Source organism: Stenotrophomonas maltophilia group sp. Smal32 (genome assembly GCF_030237085.1).
Taxonomy (GTDB): Bacteria; Pseudomonadota; Gammaproteobacteria; order Xanthomonadales; family Xanthomonadaceae; genus Stenotrophomonas; species Stenotrophomonas maltophilia_Q.
The window spans coordinates 1-21,702 of record NZ_JASJSI010000040.1; the positions used below are offsets into that span (position 1 = coordinate 1).

The 21,702-nt window shown below is 62.4% G+C and carries 17 protein-coding genes; 15 read left to right on the forward strand and 2 right to left on the reverse strand.

Features of this window, described 5'->3' with window-relative positions:
* Positions 1-324 precede the first annotated feature (324 nt).
* From QRO91_RS11580 to QRO91_RS11640, 13 genes are all read left to right on the forward strand, one after another.
* Positions 325-726, forward strand: a complete 402-nt coding sequence (locus tag QRO91_RS11580) for a hypothetical protein (RefSeq protein ID WP_012480692.1) — start codon at positions 325-327, stop codon at positions 724-726.
* Positions 727-754: 28 nt separating this feature from the next.
* Entirely contained in the window at positions 755-1,390 is a 636-nt protein-coding gene (locus QRO91_RS11585; RefSeq protein ID WP_012480691.1) for a hypothetical protein, read from the forward strand.
* Positions 1,391-1,449: 59 nt separating this feature from the next.
* Complete coding sequence (locus QRO91_RS11590) at positions 1,450-2,514, forward strand: hypothetical protein (protein WP_285310398.1); 1,065 nt, start codon at positions 1,450-1,452, stop codon at positions 2,512-2,514.
* A gap of 65 nt (positions 2,515-2,579) precedes the next feature.
* A complete protein-coding gene (locus QRO91_RS11595; RefSeq protein ID WP_012480689.1) occupies positions 2,580-2,912 on the forward strand; it encodes a hypothetical protein in 333 nt (110 codons plus the stop codon).
* A 23-nt stretch (positions 2,913-2,935) separates the two neighbouring features.
* Entirely contained in the window at positions 2,936-5,917 is a 2,982-nt protein-coding gene (locus tag QRO91_RS11600; protein ID WP_049420548.1) for a TraM recognition domain-containing protein, read from the forward strand.
* Positions 5,918-6,003: 86 nt separating this feature from the next.
* Entirely contained in the window at positions 6,004-6,528 is a 525-nt protein-coding gene (locus QRO91_RS11605; protein WP_012480687.1) for a hypothetical protein, read from the forward strand.
* A 137-nt stretch (positions 6,529-6,665) separates the two neighbouring features.
* Positions 6,666-6,869 carry a hypothetical protein gene (locus QRO91_RS11610; protein WP_012480686.1) on the forward strand — a complete coding sequence of 68 codons (204 nt, stop codon included), beginning with the start codon at positions 6,666-6,668 and terminating at the stop codon, positions 6,867-6,869.
* A 227-nt stretch (positions 6,870-7,096) separates the two neighbouring features.
* Positions 7,097-7,324 (forward strand): hypothetical protein, encoded by a 228-nt coding sequence (locus QRO91_RS11615; protein ID WP_099475959.1) that lies wholly within the window; start codon positions 7,097-7,099, stop codon positions 7,322-7,324.
* Between the two features lie 416 nt (positions 7,325-7,740).
* Positions 7,741-8,187 carry an ankyrin repeat domain-containing protein gene (locus tag QRO91_RS11620; RefSeq protein ID WP_230548553.1) on the forward strand — a complete coding sequence of 149 codons (447 nt, stop codon included), beginning with the start codon at positions 7,741-7,743 and terminating at the stop codon, positions 8,185-8,187.
* The gene (locus QRO91_RS11625; protein WP_012480683.1) at positions 8,165-10,039 is read left to right on the forward strand and encodes a helicase HerA-like domain-containing protein; all 1,875 of its coding nucleotides are present in this window, start codon (positions 8,165-8,167) and stop codon (positions 10,037-10,039) included. The genes QRO91_RS11620 and QRO91_RS11625 overlap by 23 nt, the downstream gene beginning before the upstream one ends.
* Positions 10,040-10,060: 21 nt before the next feature.
* Positions 10,061-10,783 carry an HIRAN domain-containing protein gene (locus QRO91_RS11630; RefSeq protein ID WP_012480682.1) on the forward strand — a complete coding sequence of 241 codons (723 nt, stop codon included), beginning with the start codon at positions 10,061-10,063 and terminating at the stop codon, positions 10,781-10,783.
* A 63-nt stretch (positions 10,784-10,846) separates the two neighbouring features.
* Entirely contained in the window at positions 10,847-13,681 is a 2,835-nt protein-coding gene (gene mobF / locus QRO91_RS11635; RefSeq protein ID WP_044570499.1) for a MobF family relaxase, read from the forward strand.
* A gap of 585 nt (positions 13,682-14,266) precedes the next feature.
* Positions 14,267-15,049 (forward strand): hypothetical protein, encoded by a 783-nt coding sequence (locus QRO91_RS11640; RefSeq protein WP_125893882.1) that lies wholly within the window; start codon positions 14,267-14,269, stop codon positions 15,047-15,049.
* A gap of 589 nt (positions 15,050-15,638) precedes the next feature.
* Here QRO91_RS11640 and QRO91_RS11645 read toward each other — a convergent pair.
* A complete protein-coding gene (locus QRO91_RS11645) occupies positions 15,639-17,399 on the reverse strand; it encodes an adhesin (protein WP_012480678.1) in 1,761 nt (586 codons plus the stop codon).
* Positions 17,400-17,655: 256 nt separating this feature from the next.
* Here QRO91_RS11645 and QRO91_RS11650 point away from each other — a divergent pair, with 256 nt between their 5' ends.
* Complete coding sequence (locus QRO91_RS11650) at positions 17,656-18,450, forward strand: M15 family metallopeptidase (protein ID WP_012480677.1); 795 nt, start codon at positions 17,656-17,658, stop codon at positions 18,448-18,450.
* Positions 18,447-18,866 carry a hypothetical protein gene (locus QRO91_RS11655; protein WP_285310399.1) on the forward strand — a complete coding sequence of 140 codons (420 nt, stop codon included), beginning with the start codon at positions 18,447-18,449 and terminating at the stop codon, positions 18,864-18,866. The genes QRO91_RS11650 and QRO91_RS11655 overlap by 4 nt, the downstream gene beginning before the upstream one ends.
* On the opposite strand, the gene QRO91_RS11660 is transcribed toward QRO91_RS11655, so the two are convergent.
* Positions 18,833-21,586, reverse strand: coding sequence for a UvrD-helicase domain-containing protein (locus QRO91_RS11660; protein WP_197650394.1), 2,754 nt, complete (start codon positions 21,584-21,586; stop codon positions 18,833-18,835). The two genes, QRO91_RS11655 and QRO91_RS11660, sit on opposite strands and share 34 nt — an antisense overlap.
* Positions 21,587-21,702 lie beyond the last annotated feature (116 nt).

Below are 21,702 nucleotides of genomic sequence, written 5' to 3' on the forward strand. Positions count from 1 at the left end.
GGCCGCCGAGAAGCAACTGCGAGAGCCCAGCGTGGGTGGAAGCAGTGTCGGCAGGGGCAGAGAAGCAGGAGCCCGGACGGTTCCCCAGAGTCGTCATACACATGACGCACTGAAGTGGGAGTGCGCTTTTCGCCCAAAAATCGGCCTCACATCTGCCGCAACCTCAATGCAATCAAGGCCTGACCCTGTCACCACTGAATGGAGACAGTGTCAGTGCTTGTTAGCTCGTTTGGCCCATGTTTTTCAGGCTCCTGACGTGGGGCCTTGCCAACTCCGAGATTCGCGGTATCGGTGGAGTAGTCCAGAAACGGAGTTACTCGACCAATGGCGTTGGTTCGTCAAAACGTAAACCTCGACCGTGGGCAACTGAAACTTGCTCAGCGGCTTGCCCGTGAATCGGGCAGTGGGTTTAGCGCCTACGTGCGAGAGGCGCTGGAGCGACACAACACTTCCATGTCTGTGGCGAGTGTGCTGGAGAACTCTAACGCTCACTTGGAACAGCTCATCGACGAGTTGCGGGAAGAGAACGCGTTGTTCCGGAGTGCGCTCCAGGAAGACCTGCGGCGGCTGCGAGACGAAACGAAGGCGGAACAGGACAGCGCCATCCAGCGCTACGAAGAAGCGCTTCGCAAGGTGGTGACGGCGGCCCTCTCGCAACCCTCTCCCAAAGGTTCTGGTGCGGCCAAGGTGCCCGCAGCCGGTCCCATGACTGCTCCACGCACCTAACTTTCCCCCACAGCAGGAGATCCAACCCATGAAACGTTTTTCCCTTTCTCTCACTCTCTGCCTGGCGGCGTTCATGCCGCTTCACGTTTCCGCCCAGGCCGCCGCTGATGCGGTCCATGCCGCAGAGGACGATGGCAAGCCCAAGGCCGATAAGAGGCGCCTGTTCAAGGCCGGAGGCATCGGTTGCGTGGCCGGCGGAGCCATCGCCTTGCTCACGGGCAAGAAAGACAAGGCCTTGGGCGCTTGCGCCGCGGGTGCTGCAGTGGGTGCTTCCGCGTCCTACGTGAAGCAGCAGCGGGAACACGCCGAGCAGGCCGCCGACGCTGCCCGTGCGGCTGGCATGAAGGCCGAAGTGGTCACCAAGACCGAAACCGTGGAGGGCAAGCAGGAAGCCGTCCTGGATTCGTTGCGCTTGAACTACAACCCCACCGACATGAAGCGGTTGAACAGCGACACCCGGGCCTTCCTCGACAAGTTCGCAGGTCTGTTGAACAAGTCCAGCAACGGGTTGACGGTGGTGTTCCAAGGAGCCGACAAGGCCGCCTGCCAAGTGCCCATCGTTGAGCTGGCCAAGCGTGGCGCGCTGTCCAAGGTCACGGTGGACGACCGCTGCGGCAGCGGTGAGCCCGTGATCGTCGTTACCCCGGTGCCTGACGTCCGGTGATCTCAGTGCCCGGGTGTCGCTCGATGCTCGGGCTTCCTTCCCCCTTCCGAGGAGCCCACATGACCCCAGAAGAAAAGAACCAGAGAATCCTGAAGCGCAAGCGCGAAGAATTGCTGAAGCGTGCCAACGCAACCCCGACCGAATCGCCCACGCAAGAAGAGCGGCTGGTTTCCGACGGCATGAAAGAAAACCTGAAAGCGGCCAGTCACTGGGCTGGAGTGATCAGCAAGCGCACTGCCGAGTTGACCCAGAAGGGCGTTGCTGCCGCTGCAGAGAAGGCAAAGGAAGCCAAGGCACAGCTGGACGCGAAGCGCGCCCGGGAAGCCCAGGAACATCGTGCTGTCGAAGAGAAGCCTCAAGACGCTCCGCTCACCTTGGAGGAGGAAATGTTGGTTAGGCAACTGACGTCCGATGCAGCTGCACCGGTTCTCGTAGGAGCGGGTGATAAGGGAATGTGCACCGTTTGGGAGCTGGTTGATGAATTTGGAGAGCCCGGCGCACAGGTTGCAGATGGATTGGGTGGCCCTTCGGTGGACGCCAAGGCGTTGAGCAATGAAGATACGGCAGCCTTGGTCAAGCTGTCTCAGCAGGACGCGGTGGAAGTCCTGTCCGTTTCCGCGGGGCCTGAAGGGTCCAACCGGCCCCCGGAGGCCGCGTCACCAGAGCAGCCAGTAACTCCAATCCAACCCAGCCCCCGCTCTCGTTTGCCTTGGGTCTTGACCGGTGTGGTGGCGGTGGCATTGGTCGTGGGGGCGATCTACTTCTTGCTTGGGAAGAACAACCAAGTGCCTCCAAGCACACCGGCTCCCATGGCACCGGTTGCCACTCCAGCCGCTCCCGAGCAGTTGCCCGAGGTGGTGGAAGTCCCCGTGGTTGCGCCTGCTCCAGCAGTGCTTTCAGAACAGGCCAAGCCAGAAGCCACGATCGAGAAACCCGCACCTGTCGCCGCTCCCCCGGTATCGACGACAGCGCCAATTGCGCCCCAGCCAATGCCTTCGCCGAAACGTGCAACCGCCCCATTGCCGAGGAAGCCCCCCGCACCCGCCGCCGAACCGCGGAACGACTGGCAGCAAAAAGCCAATGCAGACCTAGACGCTTGGGCGAAGAAGTCGGGGATCGACTGATCCCCCTTGCGCATCCGCGGATTCGATCTAGAAAGAAGTGACCTACTCACGAATAAGGGGGAAGCATGTTCAAGTGGCTGTTCACGCAATACCGGGAGCCCGGAAAACTTCATTTCGGCTCAAAGTGGCTGAACCTGCACGGGCGCTTGTTCCTCGGCAGCCCTGAATCGTTTGGCATGGGCCACCTGAGCGAAGGCGTCCGCCGCACTTTCTACTACTTGCGCGCCGATCGCAGGCCTCCGGTCAGAGACGACGCCGCGTATGACGCATGGACCAAGGATCGGCTCTACGCGAGCAAGGTTGAGCAGGTCGCAGAGCGCTGGGTGGCCAAAGCGGGCTTTCTGGCGTGCGCGCCGCTTTGCTTGGTGCTTGCCGTCTTGGCGCATTGGCTTCGTTGAATTGACAGGGGAGGGAGACAGAGATGGCAGCAATCAGTTTGTTCAACGTGCTTGACTGGACGAGCGGCCTGGGGCGCAAGTTCCGCCGGAAGAGCGGCGAGCCTTGGAACGTGAAGGAAGAAATCATCGTCAGATCCGCCGAGGAGTATGAAAACCTGGTGGGGCGCTTTGACGTGACCGATCGCGTTCGCAGTCGAGAGCTCGATGTGCCAGAGGCTGACCGGGATTTCGCGCTGGAGTGCGGCGCCGTCTGGGACGAGAACGCCCAGGGGTTCAAGGTGCCCGACGGACGCAGTGAGGACGAATTCCAGGAGTGGTGGCCGAAGGTTTCGGAAGATTTGCGCGACACCCAATCGCGGATCATCACGACGAAGCTTGGACGGCGTGCCGAGGGCTTCTTGCAGGGCAACGACATGGGGCAGGGCGGCGACAGCCTGGCCACTCCCTTGATGTATCTCGCCTTCCCCGTGATCGGCGTTCTGGCGACCTTCCTAGTGAGCCTCATCGGCTGGGCAGGCTGGGCCGCGCTGCTGCTGACCATTCCATACTTCATCGCCCTCAAGCAAGGCGAGGGCATGAAGGAGGCCCTGAAAGCCCTGGTGCTGCTGCAATGGGTTCCGATGGCGCTTCAGTTCATGGTCGGCGGCAGCAAGGGCGGCACCGAGGTGGCAATGCAAGCCGGCGGCATGGCTGTGTATGCCCAGATGGCCAAGACCTACCTGTGGTGGGCCTTTGGCTTGGTCGGCATCCTGTTTGTGGTTTGCTTTGTGGCGGCGGCCTCGCACCCGCACCGGGGCGTCATTGGCGGGACAGCCGCGCGCTTCATTCAAGCGATGAAGTGGGTGGGGCTCATCTTTGCCACACTGGTGGTCGCCAAGGTCCTGCCGTTTGGCTTGGGCGAGGCGGCGCCTTACGTGCTGGCATGCATGTATGCGATGCAATACGCCGAAGGCAACTTTGTCCAAAACGCCGCCCGGCTTTACCTGCAGAACAACGACAACAACCTGGCCACCCAGGGGGCGCTGATCAACGCGCACGTCAAGGCGCGTGAACAGCAAGCTGAGGCGGCACTGCGGGACAAGACCCCGCTGATCACCATTGGGCGCGCCACGGGACACCTTTCCGACAAGGGCTATGGCTACTCGCCCGACCTGGGCACCGTGATGATGTTCTCGTGGAGGGATTGTCAGCAGGGCCTGCTCGTGTTCGGAGCCATCGGATCTGGCAAATCCTTCGCCGCGCTCAGACCCATCGCTCGTCGGTTCCGTAGAGCCGCTTTGGCGATGGCATGTGTGGCGCCAGGCCACGCAGATGCAAGGGAGCGCTTGAAGCAGCAGAAGCTTGCCGGCGGTGGCGCGCTCATCGCCGACGGCAAAGACGGGGCGATCATCTCGGACTTGGAAGGTTTGTTCGATATCGTCGTCAAACCCGGGATGCGGGTGGCGCCATACGAGGGGTTGGCGCCCGATCAGGTCGTCCGGGCATTGCGCGGTGCAGCCGGTGGGCGAGTGGACGAGAAATCCAAGCTTTGGACGGACGGCGGTGACGCGTTTCTCTACCACACCGGCATCATCCTTCGTGCGCTCGTGGATCACGAGATGGCTTACAGGTCTTGGTGCTCGGCCAAGCTGGAAGGGCTGGAGCGTGCACAGTTGGATGCGGAGCTTGAGCTGGTCAAACAGCGCAAGCTGGGCGAGGACGTGGCCGAGACTGAGGCGTTGATCGAGCGGATCGCCGAGCAGATCGCCATCCATCGAATCCCTGTGAGCGACGACAGACAATGGCAATACACGCCATTCCACCACGCCAAGTTGTTGTCCATTGTGGAACGCGTGATTCCCGCCAGCCCCGCGCCTCGTGCCAATGCAAAGCTGATGGAGGTGGTGAAATACTTGGGCTTGGAAGAGGCGGACACGAGCCATGACGAAGAAGGGCGGCTGGCCTACGCGGCCTACCTGCAACAGCACCGCCTTCGTCAAGAGAGCGCTCCGCAGACCATCCACCCGGATCTCTTCCGTCCCATGTCTCAGCTGCAGAGCTCGCTGGAATGGGCGTTCCTGGAGATTCCCGCGATGCATCCGGAACAGAGGCAATCGTTCACGCTCAACTCACGAGGGCTGCTGGAGAAGCTCTTGCGAGGCGAAAAGCTGCGTGACAGCAGAACGGACATGCCATGGCACTCGATCGAGAAGGGCGAGGTGGACGTGTCCGATGCGCTCTACGGAGCCATGGTAGGCCTCTTCTTGCCCCCGACCCAATTCGGTGAAGCGGGTGAAATGATGATGCGCCTGCTCAAACAGCGGGTCATGAATGGAATCAAAGCGCGTGGTGCATTCGGCGACAAGTGGCGCGAAGTGTTGCCTGGGCAAATTGAAGTGATGTTGATGATGGACGAGGCCCACCTGCTGTTGACGGCCGATGACATCAACCTGTTCTCCGTTTCGCGCTCGCTGGGGTTGATGCCCGTGCTTGCAACGCAAGGGTTTGAGAGCTTGGTCAACGCCTTTGGGTCGGTCAACGAGGCGGAGCTGATGGCCAACACGATGCAGTCGGTGATCGCGCTAAAGTGCTCGCACAACACCCACGAATACCTGGAAAAGCGGTTCGGGCAGGCCACATTGACCACCTTCAAGCAGCGCACCCGGGGCATCGACTACCAAGGCGGTATGAACAACTGGCGCCACTCTGTGCTCAACGACCCAGATCATGCATACGCGTCCGCCTACGACAAGATGCGCATGGAAGGGGCGGGGCGGTTGACGGCTTCGCGCATCGACGCCGTGACGGGTCGCCGCTGGCGGATTGGATCGGAGGACACGCTGGGCCAAGACGAGATCGCGCGCGACATCGACATGCCCACCGGGGGCAAGCGCGAGGTGCAGCCGCTCTTCCTGCAGGAAGAATACTCCGCTCTTCTTGAGCCCCGCGGTCACGCCATCGTGGCGCTGAGCCGTGCCGGCATCAAGCGCTTCGACCTGGCGGAGCTGCTGCCCGACGCGGATTGATGCGGATAGGCGAGGGGGTTTGCCCCCTTGCCAAACCTGCGGATTGATCAACGATGAGCCTATTCACCCCAGCGGAGGAAACAAACATGAGCAACACCCTCTCCCAACCCATCGAAGAAATGACCGAGCTGCGAGCACTCCAGGCGCAGCGCAACGAGCGGCTTCTGGGCGATCGCCCACCGCCCCAGAAGGACAGCGCGGCGCGGGCAGACTTCGAGCAGAACGTGGCCCAAGACCAAGCCGCCATCGAGCAACGCCGACAGCGTGTTCTGGATTGGGCAGAGAAGGCCTCGCCCGATCAGATCGCTGCGCTCCAGGCAAAGATCCAGGAGGCCGACAAAGCCGTTCGTGATGCAAAGCCGGACGACAAGCGCGAGCAGGTGGTTCATGCGACCGTTGCGCAGTGGCGGCAGCAACGCGGGGCCCAGCGGGAGGAGACTCCTCCCATGTTGACCCGTGAGCAGCGGATGGAGAACGGACCTGGGCGCCTGGGATACGCCGATTACGCCCGCAGTTCGTTGAAGGAGGCGGCTTTCATGAAGGACTACGCTGCCAATTACGATTGGGAGAAGCACCAAAAGCAGGCCCAGCCGAACGTCTTCCGACAGTAATCTTTACCGATGTTCAGATCTGCCCGGTTCTTCGCAGAATCGGGCATTTTTGCGTCTTGACGTCCAGTTTTATGGTGCTTTACTGGTTAAGTAACGAGTAGGTAGACCTACTCATACAAACCCCAGGGAGAGCCACCATGTCCACGTTGTTCAATGCCCTCAAAGACTTCGCTTTCGAGAACGCGGTCCCACTGCTGACCGGCTTGTTCCTGCTGATCGCGGCCTTCGCAACGGCTGTCCTCGCCTACCCTCCGGCCGTTCCGGTTCTGCTCAAGGTAATGGCCATAGCGGCGGTGGGCTTTGTGACCATCGGGGTGGTGGTCCAGAGTTCCTTCCGGTGAGCAGGCGGCGCTGGCTCAAGCTGCGCGCGCGGTGCAGGAAGCGTTGGCGCCGGTTTGACTGGGAGGGGTTTGATCTCTGGTTCTATCCCGCGCTGATTTTCTACATGTTGGGTTGGGTCGTCTTTGGCCCGCCCGACAGCGTTTAACCCGTTAGCCCACTAATTCACCAGCGATCGAGCTGGACCTTTCCGATGAGGCACATCGGCTTACCACTGCAGGAGGACCCGATGAATATCAACAACACCAACTTCCACCGTTTTCCCGACGTTGCTCCCGAGCATTTGAGTTCTTTCGCCTTGGTCGGCGGGTATGTGGATTCCCAGGTTCTGGCTGGAAGGAGCTTGGACGGTGTGCTTCAGGAACTGGACAGCAGTAGCCCAGGGCAGAAGCTCTGGCATGACACAGAGATTCTTCGGCATTTCAGTGTTGCGGTGGCTACTCGCCTCAACAGCTAACACGTTCTCTTGACGGTCGCGGATTCGGCTTTACAACAATGGAGATGGACATCCAAGAATCTCTGTTGCGCCTCTTGCGTCCCCTGGGCCTCCAACGAGCGGAGGCCTTGGCGGGCGCGCTCGCGCGCGAAGCCGGCGCGTCCAAAGGCCTTCACGATTCGCAAGTGTTGGCGCGTGCCCACGCCCTGAGCGTTGCCCCTGTCGAGGGTCGATTGGGCGATCTGGTTTGGCAGGTGCGCCAGCGGGAGCACGATGGGGCACCGCAAGTGGACCTGCGTTGGGGCTTGCATCGGCTGGGGTTGGACGCACCCTCACGGGCCTCCACCCGGGACCTGGTGCGTGCTTACGAGAGGCGCTTGGCAGACCGTAACGAACCGATGGTTTACAGCACCCTGGCAGAGAGGGTGGCTGGGTCCATGGCTGAGCACACCTCGCTCTTCCAAGGCATGGCGATGGCGGTAGAGGAGGCGCGGGCTCGGCGGTCGGATGCAAACCGGTTGCGGGAGAACGCACCGTGGCAGGGCTGGCTCGTGGGGGCGTCCCGGGCGGGCCACGAAGCAGCACTGCTGGCCTGCATCGGCATGGGCGCAGACGCCCGGCTGCCCGATGCCAGCGGCAACACACCACTGCATCATGCGGCCCGGTTTGGTCACTTCTCGCTGGTCACGCCTCTGGTCGAAGCCGGCGCCGACGTGGCGGCCCTCAACGCCCACGGGTGGGCGCCGCTCCACCTTGCCGCCCTCCACAAGCACGCCCGGGCCTGCCTCCACCTGATGGCCCACGGCGCCAATCCTGAGCAGCCAGGGTGGCGGGGGCGGACCCCAACGCGCATGCACCGACATGAGCAAACCCAAGCCCTTTGACGCGCTGGGCGACGTGCCCGGCAGCGTTGCGCCTTCCCAGCCGGTCCGATACTGGCACCGCGCCGTTCTTGCCGGTGCATTCGTTTTTGGCTTGGCCTACGTGGGGAGCATGGGCGTTGCCTGGCTCATCCCGAATCCCGATGGCTCGCTCATCCGCTTCGCCGATGCTTTGAAAGGCGGTCTGGTGACCGCCTACCACTTCCTGACCGTCGGCATCTCGGCTCGCGCCCCGGCACGGGAGTTCATCGAACTGGTGTCCTACCATCACCCAGTGGCGACGTGGTCCCGGATCGGGGTGTCGCTTCTGCTGGCGGCGGGCCTCGGTCTGCGGGTGTTCCTCAAGGCGACCGAGCCGGTGAGCAACACCTGGCACCTGTCCGGACCGCGGTTGTTGGAAGGAAAGGAGGCCGTGGACGAAGCCCGGCACCGCTCGGTAACCCCTAAAGACGCCGAGGCGGATCCCTTCGCCCTGTCCCTCCACCCCGATCTGTTGCTGTCTAAAAAGCATTGGGCGCGCCACGTCCTGATCACCGGCTCGGTGGGGTCGGGCAAGAGCGTCATCCTCAAGCACATCCTGGAACAACTGACGCGAAAGAGGGACGCAAAGCTGTTCCTTTACGACATCAAGGGTGATTTCACGTCGATTTTCAAAAGGCCCATCATCGTGTCGCCCTTCGATGCGCGCTCCCACGTGTGGGACGTCGCCGCCGACGTGCGGACCCCGACCCAAGCGGCGGCGTTCGCCGCCTCTCTCATCCCAGAGGGCGACGGGAACGCCAAATTTTGGAGCATGGCCGCCCAGGACTTGTTGATTGGGTGCGTGCGCGAGCTCCAAAACACCCGGCCTGGCGAGTGGGAATGGCCCGATCTGGCGGCCTTGGTGCGCCGCCCGGCCGCGGAGATGGCCGCAGGCATGCGCCCGCATTACCCCCGCGGCGCCGCACTGGTGCGTGACCCGGAGAGCCAAACCACGTCCAGCGTGCTGTCTTCCCTGGGGGGCTTCACCCGCCTTATCGACGATCTGGCCACCGCATGGCCCAAGGTTGGCAAGCGCCGTTTCTCGATGACCGAGTGGATACGGGACGACTACAACGGGCGCAAGCAGGTCATTGTTCAATCCGGACCGGACCCAACCCTGACGAAGGCCTACATCGCCGCCATGATCAACGTGGCCGTCCCGGATCTCATTGGGCCGGGCTTGCCGGACGACGAGGGCGGGCGTGGGCTCTACTTCGTGTTCGACGAGCTGACCAGCGCCGGGCGCTTGAACATCGATCCCTTGCTGGCGTTGGGGCGCAGCAAAGGCGTGGTGGCCATCATGGCGGTCCAGGATCACTCCCAGGTTGAGCTGGTCTACGGGGACAAGACCGCGCAGGCCTTCTCGTCCCTGGTGGGCACCCACGTGGTGTGCCAAGTGCAGATGGGAGCCACCAGGGACAAGCTGGCCAGCCAGCTCGGCAAGCGGAAAATCGCGTGGCGCGGGCACGAGAACAAGGCCCAGGTCCACGAAGAAAGCCGCGCGTTGGTTTCCAGCGGTGAGCTCACCGACCGGCTGGGTTTCCGCAAAGGCAATCGCTACGGTCCCGAGAAGTGGGGCATCGAGGCGATCGTGCAGATGGGCGGGGACGTGCTGTTGCTGACATGGCCCGGGAAGAGCCATCCAACGGTTCGCGAGGGGCAGGTGGCCGCTGCGTGGACCACCAAGCCAGCCGGACCTGAAGGGCCGTCGCCGGCAACGTCCCCTTCAAACGCTGGCGCGTCGGCCTTCCCAACCACCGCCGAAGGCATCGATGCGGTGCAGCGGGTGTTGACCATGACACCCGAGGAAGTCGACGCGCTATTCTCCCGTTGAACACCATGTAGGGAAGCAAGTATGGCAACGATCACCGTGCCGATTTGGAAGCCAGTCGCCAAATACGCTGTGAAGGCAGCCTTGACCTCGCGTTTTCGGGAGGAGCTGGACGAGGTGGCCAACAATCGAAAGGGCTCCACCAGTCGGATTTTTACTTTGGTCGTCCTGTATCCCGATAACACCAACACGGCGGACCAAAACGCGGTGGCCGTCATGACACAACAGGCGCCACCCAGGATGCTTGGGTATTTGCCACGGGAGGTGGCCGCAGAATATCGGCAGCGCATGGCTCAGGCCGGCTACGAACACATGGTGTCTGCGTGTGAGGCGGTTCTGTCCGGCGGGCTGGTGACCACGGACAAGGTTTACGACTACATCTTGGAAGTGGACCTGGACATGTCCATCGACCCGCATCCGGATCACCTCGTCACTCATCCCGAGATGGTCCGCCATACCGCTGACCCGGAGTTCAAGAAGGACACCGATGGGGCATATCGCTTCAAGTGCTGGATCCCGCACGATGCGGTGGGCCACCTCCATCCGAAACAGCGCACCAAGGGTTGGACCACGGACTCCTGGACCACGGTCAACTACTACCTTAGCAACGCGCAGAGCATCGGCTTGGGTTTCAAGGTGCTTTCGGTGCCCAAGTCCAAGCACGCGGGAGTCTTCGGCGAAGAGCCAGTAACCGCCGTCGTGGAGGAGATAAAACGCCGTTGGGTCACGCTGCGCCTGGAGAAGTAAACCCCCTTTGCGCATTGGTGGTTTTCTGGGACCTTGGTTCAATCAACGTTCCAGGAGGTCCCTGTGATCAATTGCACCCGCATCGATGCCCGCGGCCACAACAAGCGCAACGGCAACATGTTCGACTACATGCTGGCCACCGAGCGCCTATCCATCGACAGCGCCGTGGCTTACTACGCGGGCAGCGGTCCTGATCCGAGGCAGACGCTCAATTGGGGCGGCAGCCTTGCCGCCGAGCTCTGCCTGGAAGGGCAGCCGGTCACCCGCGAGGTGATGGAAAAGCTGGGGAAGGGCTTTTCACCCACCGGAAGGCCGTTGTGCAAAAACGCGGGCAAGGAGGCCCGATTGGTCATCAAGACGGATCGCTGGGGAAACGTGCGGTTGGACGACGACGGCAAGCCGATGGAGAAGTGGGAGGGCGGCCACCGGGTGGGGTTCGATCTGACCATTTCCGCCCCCGGGGACGTGAGCGTGGCGTTTGCCCTTGCGGATGAACGCGAGAAGCTGGCCATCTTGGAAGCGCACCGCCAGGCCTGCGCCGTGGCGATGCGCTACATCGAGAGCAAGGTAGAGGCCCGGCGCGGAAGAGCGGGGAAAGACGTTATAGACACCCAGGGGTTGGTGTGGGCAGCCGCCGATCACACAAGCAACCGGAACGTGCAGTGCGATTTGCACACCCACCATCTTGTCTTTGGTGTTTCGAAGGGGGAGGACGGCCGTTGGGGCACGTTTGATGCCATCGAGATCTACCGCCACCGCCATGCGGCCGATCACCTCTACAAGGCCGAGCTCTACAGCGCGATGAAAGCGCTGGGCTATGGGATTCAGCGGGAGCGCGAGGTGGACGTGATAGGGCGCGAGACGGGCCAGATTCTCACCACGATTGCCGGCATCGACCGTGAGCTGGTGCTTCAGACGAAGACCCGCCGCCAGGAAATCCTGGACTACGTCAAAGAACACCCCAACGCCAGCCACGACGAGGCCTGCAAGGCCACCCGCAAAAAGAAGGAAGAACCGCCCTTCGAGCAGGTGGTCAAGGACTGGCAGCAAACCTTCGCCAACATTGCCCGAGAAAGGCCAGACCTGGTTCCCACCACCCAGTCGCTCAAGCAGACCCAAGGCCAGCACCTGGACCCGCATACCTTTGACGAGGTCTTGCAGCGCATGCACGAGAACGAGGCGATGTTCTGCGAGCATGACCTGGTCCGGGAGCTGGGGATGGAGTTCGCCGGGCAAAAGAACGCGGAGGAGATCCTCAAAATGGTGAAGGAGTTCACCGAACAGGACGACCTGGTGCGCGTTAAAGCCGAACACCTCCACAAAGACGACCGTGGCACTCGTTTGGCACGCAAGCACCGGGAGGATCGCTTCTGCGCCACCTGGATGGTCGAATGGGAAGCCGAGATCATCCGTCGTTCGAAGGAGCGGGAGAACGAGACGGACCTGAAGCTGTTCCGCTCCACCGTAGACCGGGAAATCGCCGCCTATGAGAAGCGAAAGGGGTTCACCCTTACCGAAGAGCAGAAGGCTGCCATTGGTCATTTGACCCATGGAACGGCAGGTGTCGGCGTTATGTCAGGGTTGGCCGGGACCGGCAAGACCACCGTGGCCGAGGTCTACAAGCAGTGCTTCGAAGCCGAAGGAAAGCAGTTGATGGGCTTGGCCGTGTCGGGTAAAGCCGCGGCTAAGCTGGAAGAAGAGTCCGGCATGCTCTGCATGTCGGTTGCAAAGTTCTTTTCCCAGCTCCGGCAGGGCAAGGTTGCTCTGACGAAGAATGTTGTGGTGGTGCTCGATGAAGCCGGCATGGTGGCTACCGATGACACCCTGAAGCTCATGACCTACTGCCAGGGGGTCGGTGCCAAGCTTGTCATGCAGGGAGACAGTGACCAGCTTCAGCCCATCGCTGCGGGCAACGGCTTTGAGCTGGCGAAGATTGCCTTGGGCGACACGAAGCTGACCGAAATCCGCCGGCAGAAGAACGCCGGTGACCTGATCACTGCCAACAGCTTCTACGAGCGGGACCACCAGGGGAAGGTCAAGGACATGCGCCGCGGGCACCGCAGCCGCCAAGGCACCCTCGATATGGGTGCGCAGACCCTTCGCAATCTCAAGGAGAGAAATTGCATCGACGACTTCGGCACGGAAAAGCAGGCCATCAAGGCGTTGGTGGACGACTACCTGAAAGACCCCACCCCGATGGACGAGAAGTTGGTTCTGGCCCACACGCGCTCTGAAGTCAAAGCCCTCACCACGGGCATCCGAAAGGGGCTCCAGGAGCAAGGCGTGCTGGACAAAGAGGAGTTCACCTTCCGCTCGATCGTAAAAGGGCAGTGGGAGGACCTGACGCTCTCCCGCCGCGACCGTGTGATGTTCACGGCGACCAACAACGACTTGGGCGTCATCAACGGCACCGAGGGCACGGTTGAGAGCATTCGGAAGGACAAATCCGGTGGCTACGACCTGGTGGTGCGCATCGACTCTTCGAACCCGAAAGAGGACGGGCGCATCTTGAAGTTCAACACCAGCGAGCACAACGCCTTGGCCCACCGGTATGCCATGACCGTTCACAAGGCGCAGGGGCAGGGGAAATCCGAGGTTTACCACCTGGCCACGAACATGGGCATGCTCGACCAGCAGTCGGCCTTGGTGGCGTTCACCCGCCTCACCAAGGGCAGCTACCGCATGTATACGACCGACGAGATGATGGAGCGCATGGCCGAACGGCTGGGAACCGAACGGCACAAGGAAATGGCGCTGAGCGTCGGCTTGTCCGAGACCCAGGCTGCTCCGGTGCGCAACCTGGTCCAGGACGTGGAAGAGCTGTTGGCAGGATTGAAACCGCAAACCCAGGTGCCAATCACAAACGCGGAACGGCGCGAGATGAGGCTTACCCGGTGACGCATCGGGCCAGTGTCAATACGCTGATCACCACCACTACCCACGGCCACCACCCCACGCGTTCGGAAGGCGCTTTGACCGGTGTTCCCAGCTGCCACCGCCGTTGGTGGGCCAACCCGCGCACGTGGGCCGTGGCCCGCCGGTGGGGGTTGACCACGATCCCCGGTGGCTTGGCGTAGATGCGCCATCCCTCCCGGGAGGCCTTCACCCGCCACGCCTGCTCATACGCCTCGGTTTCCGCCCGGGTGGCTGTCACCACCTCCAGCGCATGGAACCGGAAGGGACGGTGCCAGCCGCCTTTGGGGGGAGCGGTGCTGCTTCTCCCGCTGCTGGGGGTTTGAGCTTTGGCCGATGTAACAGCCCCCGTCGTCGAACAGCAGGGCGTAAAGGGTGCGGGGCAGGGCGTGATACTTCTCGCTGCGTCCCAGGTTGTGGCGGTGGGTCATGGTCTCTCCGTGAGTAAAACGACCCACTCACGAATAGATCAGAATTTGAAGTTGGCAAGCCTGCTGCGAAGGACGTGAGAGGCCACACGTCGCTTGCGTGTAATCTCTTCGCAGTTCATGGCGAGCATGGGGCGGGCGAGTGACCTTTAAGTTCCCGGTTGGACCTTCCAAGGGGCGTTGCAACATATGCGGGCAGGAAACCGACCTGACCGAAAACCACGTGCCACCCAAGGCGTGGGCTCAAGGCATCGCTCTGAGGGTGTCCAGCGTCGCCGACGCAATCAGTGGAGAGAAGAAGCCGCGGTCCCACAAGATGCCCAATGGTGTTTGCTTCAGGAGCATCTGCAGGACCTGCAACGGCTCGGTGCTTTCTCGATACGACAAGGCACTTGTATCGATGAGCCGGCAGGTGACGGAGATCTTGCGTGATCGAAGCAAGGTCACCTACAACCAGAGCATCCGCATCCAGCCGCAGCTTGTGGCAAGGGGAGTTCTGGGCCACTTGTCATCGGTGGGCTTGAATCGCTACGACGAACGCCACAGCCAGCACCTGTTCGATGACCGGTCAGATCTTCTACGCCAGGTTCGGCTTCACTACTGGGTGTATCCCTACAGTGGTCGAACGGTTCTTCGCGACTTCGGGCTGGGCATCTTGGGCGGGAAAGGCAGTTCGGCGATCTATGTCCTGAAGGCCTATCCGCTGGCCTTTGCAATGGTCTGGAACAGGGACTTTCAGTTCGAGGACTGGCAGCCGCAGAGCTTTGACCCGTTCGCTGGGTTCGAGCCAGACCAAGAGGCGAACCTCCCGCTGGAGTTCGTGGGCCTGCCGGGACAGGTTTGGCCAGAGCACGTCCAGGGGAACACGTTCGCGCTCCTTCATTCCGATGGTGCGTTCGTGGCAACGGAGAAAGGACGGGGCTAGGTTTGGGCGGTTTCGGCTCTTCCGGAGCGGAGGCGCTGCGGATAGCAGCAGCGTTCCAAAGAAAAAGCCCGGGCTGGGCCCGGGCTTTTCATATCGGTCAACGGGGAGCATGGCCCACCGCGCGTTGACCTGTGTAATGTAAGGAGCGCGCTTGCTCCTACAGCAATTGTCGTGTCGTAAATCACCTTGAAGCCCACGCCAAGGGCTCTGCAAAGCGGGTGTTTCTTGAAGCGTGTTGCGAGCGTGTTGCTGTTAGTTGTTTCTTTATTCATTGAAGTGTTCCTGTAATTGTTAGTGCTGCATGTGTCATCTTCCTTTGCGTCGTGGTTGGTCAACCATTCCCTGACGGCTTCTAGGGCAATGGCAAGCATTGGCGTGAGTAGTGCTACGACAGCGGTAATCACTGCAGGCGGGATTGTCAGTCCGGCTCCTACACTGCTTAGCGGTGCAGATGCTACCAGCTTCCAATGCCTTGGTAAATCGTAAGTTATTGTATATAGATACAATTTCAATAAATTGACGCCACGAACAAGGGCCCCGAAGGGCCCTTGCCGAGACACGATCACCTCCTTTTCGCTGCTGATATTCGTTACCAACCGATGGCCCAGGCTGCGCCCACGGCCGTGTCCTGCCCGCTGCGGGAAACCCCGATCGAGAAGGCCGATGGGGATCCGCGTGGGGTGGTCACGTCGCGGGTGTAGCCGATGGAAATGGCGGCTTGGCCGCTGCAGCCACCTACGCCTACGGCCAAGCGGTTGCGGTTCTCCCCATGGATGGCCGACGTCGAGGTGGCCATCTGGGCGTTGGCTTGGGCCATGGCGCAGATACCGCTCACCCGCTTGTCGAGCTGGCGGAAACGGCGGTCCGTCAGGTTCCAGCGGTCGTCTTGCTGCCGCTGGTAATCCCACAATTGGCCACCGTTGATCGCGTCCGTGGACCCTGCGGCGATCGCCCCCGCTGCCACCCCGGTTACCCGCTGGTTGCCGGCGTTGATCCCGGATCTGGTGACCGATGGACCGCCCTGGACAGTGAAGCCGTCGCTGTTGTGGATGGCCTTGGCCACCTGGACCGAGCCCTTTTCGGACAGTCCAACGTTGTCTTTCAAGCCAACGGTTTGGGTGCCGTCCCCGTTGTCAGTGACCTCGATGTTGGCCCCGGCCACCGTGGTGCTGCTTCCTCCGTCCTTACCGTCCTTGCCTGCTGGGCCTTGCGGACCGGTGGGGCCCTGTGGACCGGGGGTGCCACCACCGCCGCCAGGGTTTTGTTCCAGCTGGTGAACGCGCCCATCGAGATCGTAGATGGCACCGGCCACGGTGGTGTAGTTGTTACCGCTGCTCAGCTGGTAGTTCGGCGCCACGATCAAGCCGTTCACCATGGAGGCGCCAGCGCCCAAGGTTTCCACGGCGGTCCGCAGTTGGCTGACGGCCACGGCGTCGTCGTCCGCTTTGCCCAAGGCAACTTGGGTCAAGCGGCGGTTGCCAAAGGCTGCAGTGTCTTCTTCATCGCACGTGGTGTTGGCGCCCACGGCCACGCATCCCCATGCGTTGGCCACGGCACGGGGCCCCAATGCCACACTTTCTGTGGCGTTGGCCGTGGCAGACGCGCCGAAGGCGGCAGAGTAGGGCGCAAACGCCTGTGCCCATGGACCCACGGCGGTGCCGGCCTCGCCGGCAACGCCAGCGCTGTAACCGTAGGCGCCGGCAAAGTCGGCGGTTGCGTTGGCACCGGGCCCCACGGCGGATGCACCTTCGCCCTCGGTCTGGGATGCGGCGCCCAACGCGAGGTTGCGATCGCCTTGAGCATTCGCCCCGGCCCCGAAAGCCGCCGCGCCGTTTCCATCGGCTCTTGCGGTTGAGCCTACAGCGGTCCCGCCATCCCCGAGCGCGCGGGCACTAGAGCCGATGGCCACACCGGTGATCCCGCTGGCCAGGCTGTGCCCGCCAATGGCCACCGCGGAATCGCCGGTGGCTTGGGCTTGGGGTCCGACGGCGACGGCGTAAACCGCAAATGCCTGTGCGCGAGAGCCAATGGCGAGCGCATTTGAGCCCTGCGCTTCGCTCGAGAACCCCAGAGCGGTTGTATGGCATCCGCGAGCGGTGGCGCGATTGCCCACCGCAGTGGCCCCCAGGCACTCACCCGGAACGCCATTTTCATCCACCATTATCCCGCCGTCGGCGAGGGCGTCCGCCCCGATGGTCGTGGCCCCAACGGTCAACGATTGGGCGCGGTCGCCTACCGCAGTGGTCTCGGGTTTGGTGGCAACGGCACCGTTGCCCACTTGAACCTGGGCTTGCGCCGTGCCAGCAACAAGGCCTGCCAGCAAAGCGCAGTGGATGAGGGAGCGTTTCATGGGGTGGCCTCCTGGGTCTGAAATGAGTGAGCGTGTGCACTCACGAATAGATCAGATCCTGGAATGCGCAAGCCCCCCCCCAACGAAACTTCCCGGCGCAACGGCAGGAGGGGCCGTTGCGCCAGGAAGCGGTGGGGCCGACTTTTCCCCACCCCTGTTCTTCTACGACAGGGAAAAAATTCCGCAAGCCCCCTTGCGCGTTTTCGATTCTCCGCTTGCATGGGTGTATCGCTCATGTGAGTAAGGAGGCCTACTCATGTTTCAACGCTTGTTGCTCGCGCTCGCACTGGCCAGCGCACCCGTCTTGGTCCACGCGCACGCGCCAGCCACCGATTCCGTTGAGGTCCACGGGAAGAAGCCTGGGTTTTTCAAACGCCTGTTCCACCGCCACAAAGACGCCCCGCAGTGGGACGGTGTCCAGCCCGAGCTTCGCTCAGCGCTGGAACGCATCGCCTTGCAGATGAAGGACGAGGGCTACGACCTGCGGCTGATGGAGGGCTACCGTTCTAAACAGCGCCAGGCCGAGCTGCTCGCCAGCCAAAAGGGCGTGACCCAGGTGGGGCGAGGCAGCAGCTGCCACAACCACGGTTGGGCCGCGGACATGGTCATCTACAAGCGCGGGCGCCCTTCTTGGGACCTGAAGGACGAGCAGGTGCGGCAGGGCTACCAACGCTTCGGTGAGCTCGCCCAGCAGGCGGGATTGAGGTGGGGCGGGGCTTGGAAGAGCTTCAAGGACATGCCCCACGTCGAGATGCGCAGCGAGTGCCTGGTAGCCATTCGTGGCGGATCTGCCCCCCGCCGATCGCTGCAAACAGTGATTGCCAAGGCCGAGTCAGTGTCTGACGCACCGAAAGCACCCCGTTGGGCCTGGAGCGTCGATTCCGAGCTGGCGCCGGACTGGGCGTGCGAATCCGTGCTTTGCAGTGTGTCGTGGGCGACGGTGAGCCGGCCATGGAGCTATGGCGTAAGGCCGCCGTTGAAAGGACTCCGTCCAGAACCGTTTGCTGAGGCGTCCTGTCCCATGGCCCCAATTGCCCTGAGGCACACATGAGGAAGCGGTCCACCGGATTGCTTCCCTTTTCGGCGGAGAGTGGGGGCGAACGGGTCATCTGCCCTGATCGCGCCGGTTTGGAGAAGATCGAGATTGGCGATCCCAAGGGCGGCAAAAACGGCTGGATCCGTTGCACCGCAAGGGGTATGCTCATCGCGGGCACATTCAAGGGCACCTCCCAGATTCGTGAAACCCAAGCCGTCCAAGGGGTGAGGGCACTTCTCAAGGAAGTCCCACTCTCTCCGCCACTGATTTCAAAAGGCCCCTGGACACAGGGGCTTTTTCGTTTCTTGAGTCCCCTCGATCTGCACGCCAGCCGTGGTAGCGCGGCGGCTTTGCACGAGCAGGCCGGTAATCGCCATGAAGACGCAGAAAGCTGCACTCACCCCCGGCGCCCACCCTTCGGCTTGTTATGACACAACGGATAACTCGAACACGACCGGAAAGCCCCATGCGGACCGGTCCTGTCCACGAACACGCCCACCTTGCACACCGGGCAGCGCTCTTCGTTGATGGCCGCACCTGAAATCGTGGTCACTTCCGCCGCGCCGTCCCGCACCAGCTCATCCAGGAATGGCGAGTGCTTCCCCTGCAGGGTGAACATCGCGACCGACCGTCGCGCGCGCGTGAGCGCCACATAGAACAACCGCCGCTCTTCGCTCAGTGGATAGGTATCCCCATCCGGCATCGCCAGGGAAAGCACCGGGTCATCCGAGCGCAGGCTCGGGAAGCTGCGGTTGATCATGCCCGGCAGAATCACGTAGTCCGCCTCGCGTCCCTTCGACCGATGTACGGTCAGGAACTCGACGTCCATCGTGCTGTCGAAGGTTGTCTTCCAATCCGAAGGCACCGCGCTGCGATCGGCGCGGTAGCGGCCGAGGACGAACACCGTCACGCGTCCATTGCGGCCTTGTGGCACCGCCCCAGACAGCAACTGCTGATGCAGCCTGGCGAGGTACTGGCGAACACCATCCTGCATTTCCTCGCGTCGGGTCATCTGGAACGCCTGCAGCACTGGCCCCATTGCCGGTGCGGCAGAACGAACCGACTTGGCAATCTGCGCTGGATTCCGGCTGATGAAGCGGCTGGACGCATCGCAGAGCGCCTGCGGGCAGCGGAATGTCTGCTCCAGTTTCAGCACTTGGCCTTGCCCCATCCATTCGCGGAATCCGGTCATCACTGAAACGTCGGCGCCGGCGAAGCGATTGATCGACTGCCAGTCATCGCCCACCGCAAACAGGTAGCGCCCCGGTTTACTGACCAAGGCGCGGCATAGGCGAGCGCGGGCGCGCGAGGCATCCTGGAATTCGTCCGCCATCACCAGTTCGTAGGGCGATTCATAGCGGCCCTGTTCCAGCAGTCCGGCCGCCATGTTGAGCATGTCTTCGAAATCGATGCCGTGCTCGTCAGCCAGTGCGTTGCCCCAAGCCTGGAAAACAGGGCTGGCGATTTCCAGGAAGCGCCGATGCCGTTCCTTGAACTGGTCTTCGGGCATCTGTCGCAGGCGCTCGGCCATATCGTCCAGCGTCAGGCAGTTGCTCTTGGCATGGGCAATGAAGGTGCGCATCAAGCCGATCAGGTCCGCGTCCGGCATGGGCTTTGCGCCCTGCTCGGGCAGCTCGCGGTCGGGGTTGGGGTCGAGTTCGACACCGGACCCGCCAAGCCTCTCCGCAAGATCCTGCAGGGCATGTCCACTGCGCAGGCCAAACGAAGTGGTCTCGACAAGGGCGGTGCCGCGTGCCGCATGCTGCTGGCGCTTCCAGTGCATGCCATCGGCGTAGTGGGCGAAGTGCGCCGGCGGCTGGCCATCGGCATCCAGCGCAAAGTGCTCGTGATACAGCCCGGCATCCGGGTAGTAGAAGTCGGGGCGATACTGGCGATGGGTGTCGGTGGCCGTATCGAATTCGTAGCGCCGCTCGTAGTCGTACGTCACGCCGTTGTAGAAGAGCCAGTCGGCGATGACGCACTCTTCCAGGCTCTTCACCCGCTCACCCTGCAGGGCGCGGATGTAGGGCGTGCCATCGCGGTCGTAGCCGTCGGCCTCCATTTCCGCACCGAATGGCGGCAGGTCGCGCCCGAACACCAGGCGGAACATGTCCCATTGGGTGCGGAAGTGGATCGAGCGGTCCTTCAGGTCGTCCACCAGTTCGGCCAGCTTGTTGAAGCCCAATGTGGCGTCAGTGGCCCATTCCGGGATATCGGGCTTGCGCCCCGTGGCTTTGGCGATGATGGCCAGGCCCAGGGCGTGGAAGGTCCGCGACTCAACCACGGTGTCGCCCATGCCGAGCCGATCGAAAGATCGCTGCGCGCGCTCCTCCAGCTCCTTGGCAGCGTCCTTGTTGAAGGCGAGCATCACGATGCGTTCGGGTTCGACAAAGCCGCGGTCAATTGCGTAAGCGGCCTTGGCGACCATGGTGGAGGTCTTGCCGGAACCGGCTGCGGCCACGACCTGGACCCGGTTGTCGAAGCAGATGACGGCGCGGGACTGTTCCTCGGTCAGCGGCTTGCTCTCGACCCGGTCCAGGAAGTCCTTGGCCAACACCAGCTCACGCCGGGTCATGGCCTCGTTGGCTTCGGCCCAGGCAGCGGACCAATCCAGGTTCCAGTCGCGCAGGGCGTCCAGCGCCGCACGATGACTGTCCGCCTGCAGGTCCCCATGCACGTTTTCATCGAGGAACAGCCGCTCCAGCTCCGGCGGCTGCAGGGGCAGGGCGGAGCGCTTCGCCAGCAGCGTCTGCTGCTGTTCGTGAGTGATCCAGCGGCGGCCGGCACTGCCCCGGTCAATGAGGGCGTCCGCCTCGCTCAACCACGACTGGATCTGCTCCAGAATCGTGTCGAACAGGGCCTTGCGCCCACGCGCAGTGCGCGCAAAGAGCAGGTGCTGCAGGGCCGCAGCAAGCCGGGATGCTTGTCCGTTGGGGAGCCCGTCGACGCACAGCCCGGCGGCATCGCCGGTCTGCAGCTCGACCCGTGACCAGAAGACCCCTGGATGGATCTGCACCTGCTGGTCATCATCCACGCGCAGCCGGTACTGCTGGCCGGAGACACTGAGTTCAACGCACTCGCCATCAAGTCGCAGCGACCAATGGGGCGAACGGGTCACGCGTCGGCCCCAGCCCGAGGGGCACCATTCCATAGACATCCAGATACTGCCTTGCAAGCGTCAATAGGGCTTATTGAGCCCCTAAGCCCACATGATAAGGGGCTTGGAAGCCGCCTGTGGTCATCAGCTCGCGGATTGACCTCGGTAAG

Coding starts and splice junctions, on each gene's coding strand:
- QRO91_RS11580 (WP_012480692.1), top strand. CDS start 325: ATGGCGTTGGTTCGTCAAAACGTAAACCTCGACCGTGGGCAACTGAAA.
- QRO91_RS11585 (WP_012480691.1), top strand. CDS start 755: ATGAAACGTTTTTCCCTTTCTCTCACTCTCTGCCTGGCGGCGTTCATG.
- QRO91_RS11590 (WP_285310398.1), top strand. CDS start 1,450: ATGACCCCAGAAGAAAAGAACCAGAGAATCCTGAAGCGCAAGCGCGAA.
- QRO91_RS11595 (WP_012480689.1), top strand. CDS start 2,580: ATGTTCAAGTGGCTGTTCACGCAATACCGGGAGCCCGGAAAACTTCAT.
- QRO91_RS11600 (WP_049420548.1), top strand. CDS start 2,936: ATGGCAGCAATCAGTTTGTTCAACGTGCTTGACTGGACGAGCGGCCTG.
- QRO91_RS11605 (WP_012480687.1), top strand. CDS start 6,004: ATGAGCAACACCCTCTCCCAACCCATCGAAGAAATGACCGAGCTGCGA.
- QRO91_RS11610 (WP_012480686.1), top strand. CDS start 6,666: ATGTCCACGTTGTTCAATGCCCTCAAAGACTTCGCTTTCGAGAACGCG.
- QRO91_RS11615 (WP_099475959.1), top strand. CDS start 7,097: ATGAATATCAACAACACCAACTTCCACCGTTTTCCCGACGTTGCTCCC.
- QRO91_RS11620 (WP_230548553.1), top strand. CDS start 7,741: ATGGCTGAGCACACCTCGCTCTTCCAAGGCATGGCGATGGCGGTAGAG.
- QRO91_RS11625 (WP_012480683.1), top strand. CDS start 8,165: ATGAGCAAACCCAAGCCCTTTGACGCGCTGGGCGACGTGCCCGGCAGC.
- QRO91_RS11630 (WP_012480682.1), top strand. CDS start 10,061: ATGGCAACGATCACCGTGCCGATTTGGAAGCCAGTCGCCAAATACGCT.
- QRO91_RS11645 (WP_012480678.1), bottom strand. CDS start 17,399: ATGAAACGCTCCCTCATCCACTGCGCTTTGCTGGCAGGCCTTGTTGCT.
- QRO91_RS11650 (WP_012480677.1), top strand. CDS start 17,656: ATGTTTCAACGCTTGTTGCTCGCGCTCGCACTGGCCAGCGCACCCGTC.
- QRO91_RS11655 (WP_285310399.1), top strand. CDS start 18,447: ATGAGGAAGCGGTCCACCGGATTGCTTCCCTTTTCGGCGGAGAGTGGG.
- QRO91_RS11660 (WP_197650394.1), bottom strand. CDS start 21,586: ATGGAATGGTGCCCCTCGGGCTGGGGCCGACGCGTGACCCGTTCGCCC.